Origin of the sequence: Kitasatospora sp. MBT63 (assembly GCF_000710465.2) — a bacterium.
GTDB lineage: Bacteria > Actinomycetota > Actinomycetes > Streptomycetales > Streptomycetaceae > Kitasatospora.
Genome location: NZ_JAIZ01000819.1, coordinates 1 through 3,093, shown reverse-complemented (window position 1 = coordinate 3,093; position 3,093 = coordinate 1). Strand labels below are relative to the sequence as shown.

The following is a 3,093-nucleotide window of genomic DNA, read 5'->3' as shown; positions in this document are numbered from 1 at the left end:
CCTCGCCTGGGACTGCGGCCCCCCCGTCCCGCGCGCCGCCCCCCCCGCCGAACTCGCCGCCGTAACGGCCGACTTCGCCGCCGCGGCAGCGCGCGCCGGACGGGCCGGGTTCGACGCGCTGGAACTGCAGTTCGGCCACGGCCACCTGCTCTCCGGCTTCCTCTCGCCGCTCACCAACCACCGCACCGACGACTACGGAGGCCCGCTCGCCGACCGGCTGCGCCTCCCGCTGGAGGTCCTGGCCGCCGTCCGCGCCGCCTGGCCGGCCGGCCGGCCGCTGATCGTCCGGATCTCGGCCGCCGACTGGGCCGAGGGCGGCACCACCGAGGAGGACGCGGTCGCGATCTGCCGGGCGCTGGCCGACGGGGGAGCGGACGCCATCGACGTCTCCACCGGCGAGGTCGTCGCCCACCAGCGGCCGCCCTACGGACGCAGCTACCAGACCCCGTTCGCCGACCTGATCCGCAACACCACCGGCGTCCCGACCATCGCGGTCGGCGCCATCTCCGGCCACGACGACGCCAACTCCATCCTGCTGGCCGGCCGCGCCGACCTGGTCGCCATCGGCCGGGCCCACCTGTACGACCCGCTGTGGACCCTGCACGCCGCCGCCGAGCAGGGCTACGCCGGCCCCGGCGCGCCCTGGCCCGGGCCGTGGCAGGCGGGCCGCCGCAAGCCCCCGGGCCCGCGCGCCGACCGGGTCCCGCCCCGGCTGCACCTGCTGCGTACCGAGGCACCGCCCGTCCACCGGCGGTGGCGGCCCGGACAGCCGGCCCGCCCCGTCCCCGCCGCCGATTCCGGTGCCGCCGACTCCCGCGCCGCACGCTCCACCGCTTCCCGTTGAGCAGCACCCCGCCACCGGCCACGGAGGACCCCGCATGACGGACCATCTGCCCCGCTTCACCGCCGCCGCCGTCCAGGCGTCCCCGGTCTACCTCGACGCCGCCGCCACCGTGGACAAGGCGGTCGCGCTCATCCACGAGGCCGCCGGGAACGGCGCCCGGCTGGTGGTCCTGCCCGAGGTGTTCGTCCCCGGGTACCCGTACTGGAACTGGACCATGAACCCGGTCCAGGGCTCGCCCTGGTTCGAGAAGCTGTACCGCTCCTCGATCGACGTCCCCGGCCCGCACGTGGACACCCTGCGGGCCGCCGCCCGGCAGGCCGGGGTGGTCGTCGTCATCGGGGTCAACGAACGCGGCGCGCACAGCCTCGGGGTGCTCTACAACACCCTGCTCACCATCGGCCCGGACGGCGAACTGCTCGGCGTGCACCGCAAGCTGGTGCCCACCTGGGCCGAGAAGCTGACCTGGACCGGCGGCGACGGGAGCTCGCTGCAGGTCCACCGGACCGACATCGGGCCGCTCGGGGTGCTGGCCTGCGGCGAGAACACCAACACGCTCGCCCGGTTCACCCTGCTCGCCCAGGGCGAGCTGGTCCACGCCGCCGCCTACATCGCGCTGCCCGTCGGCCCCGAGGACTACGACATGGCGGAGGCCATCGCGGTCCGCACCGCGGCCCACAGCTTCGAGGGCAAGGTCTTCTCCGTGGTGGCCTGTTCCACCATCTCCCCGGAGATCGTCGACCAGGTGGCCGGCGACGACCCCGAGGTCCGCAAGCTGCTGGCCCGTCCGCGCAGTGCGCTGTCCGGGATCTTCGGACCGGACGGCCGCCCGGTCACCGAGCCGCTGATCGACGACGAGGGCATCGTCTACGCCGAGATCGACCTCGCCCGCTGCATCCAGCCCAAGCAGATGCACGACATCGTCGGCCACTACAACCGCTTCGACATCTTCCGGCTCGAGGTCGACAACCGCCCGCGCACCCCGCTGACCTTCACCACCGCCCCGGCCGCCGTGCCCGTCCCCACCGCACCGAAGGACCCCACCGCACCGAAGGAGGAGCAGTGACCACCCACGACGACAACCGGATCGGCCGCGCCCGGGTCACCGACAGTCCCGAACTGCTTGCCTACTACGACGAGTTGGCCAAGCTGGAGGCCGGCGCCCTGTGGACGGTCGCCAACGAGATCGAGCCCTGGTACCCGCAGCCCCGGTCGGTGCCGGTGCTCTGGCGCTACGACGAGCTGCGCCCGCTGGTCCACAAGGCGCTCCCGCTGGTCAAGGCCGACGACGCCGGCCGCCGGGTGGTGATGCTGGTCAACCCCGGCCGACGGGACATCAGCGCCGCCGTCGGCCTGCTCTACACCGGCCTGCAGATCATGGGCCCGGGCGAGTCCATGACCGCCCACCGCCACCAGGCCGCCGCCTTGCGCTTCGTCCACGAGGGCACCGGCGCCTGGACCATCGTCGACGGCCAGAAGCTCAAGGTCGGCCCCCGGGACTTCGCCATCACCCCCAACGGCACCTGGCACGAGCACGGCAACGAGTCCGCCGACGCCCCCGTGGTCTGGCAGGACGGACTCGACATCCCGCTGGTCAACGCGCACGACGCCGGGTTCTACGAGGTCCACCCCGACCTGTACCAGGTCCCCGGAAAGGTGATCAACTCCTCGGTGCTCAGCTACGGCGGCAACCTGCTGCCGTACGGGTCCGAGAAGTGGACCCGCCCCTACTCCCCGGTCCTCGGCTACCCGTGGGAGCCGACCTACCAGGCCCTGCTCGACCTGGCGAAGGCCAGCGAGGGCTCCCCGTACGACGGCGTCATCATGGAGTACGCCAACCCGCTGACCGGCGGCCCGGTGATGCCCACCATGGGGGCCCGGATGCAGCTGCTGCGCCCCGGGCAGGCCACCCTCGCGCACCGCCACACCGGCTCGGTGGTGTACACCGCAGCCAAGGGCCGGGGCGTGTCGGTGATCGCCGGGCAGCGGTTCGAGTGGAAGCAGGGCGACATCTTCTGCGTCCCCTCCTGGGCCTGGCACGAGCACGAGAACCTCGACCCGTCCGAGGACGCCTGCCTGTTCTCCTTCGACGACCTCCCGGTGATGCGCTCCCTCGGTTTCCTGCGCGAAGAGGCCTACCCCGAGAACGGTGGCCGCCAGCCCGTCCGCCCCGAGGGCCGGTAACCCCCTCCGTTCCGCCCGCCCGTCCCGCCCGTCCCACTGCAAGGAGCGTCATGCGCCTGGTCACGTAC

2 protein-coding genes and 1 pseudogene are annotated in these 3,093 nt (G+C 73.4%); all 3 read left to right on the top strand.

Annotated elements, in window-relative coordinates; genetic code table 11:
- A pseudogene (locus tag AA75_RS43015) lies at window positions 1–844 on the top strand (bifunctional salicylyl-CoA 5-hydroxylase/oxidoreductase); the annotation flags it as partial.
- Window positions 845–878: 34 nt separating this feature from the next.
- Window positions 879–1,907, top strand: a complete 1,029-nt coding sequence (locus AA75_RS43010) for a carbon-nitrogen hydrolase family protein (RefSeq protein ID WP_033825997.1) — start codon at window positions 879–881, stop codon at window positions 1,905–1,907.
- Window positions 1,904–3,025, top strand: a complete 1,122-nt coding sequence (locus tag AA75_RS43005; protein WP_033825996.1) for a cupin domain-containing protein — start codon at window positions 1,904–1,906, stop codon at window positions 3,023–3,025. Before AA75_RS43010 ends, AA75_RS43005 begins: the two co-directional genes overlap by 4 nt.
- Window positions 3,026–3,093: the final 68 nt, after the last annotated feature.

What these genes read in the sequence shown, in the direction of transcription:
- AA75_RS43010 (WP_033825997.1), top strand. Translation starts at nt 879, where the DNA reads ATGACGGACCATCTGCCCCGCTTCACCGCCGCCGCCGTCCAGGCGTCC.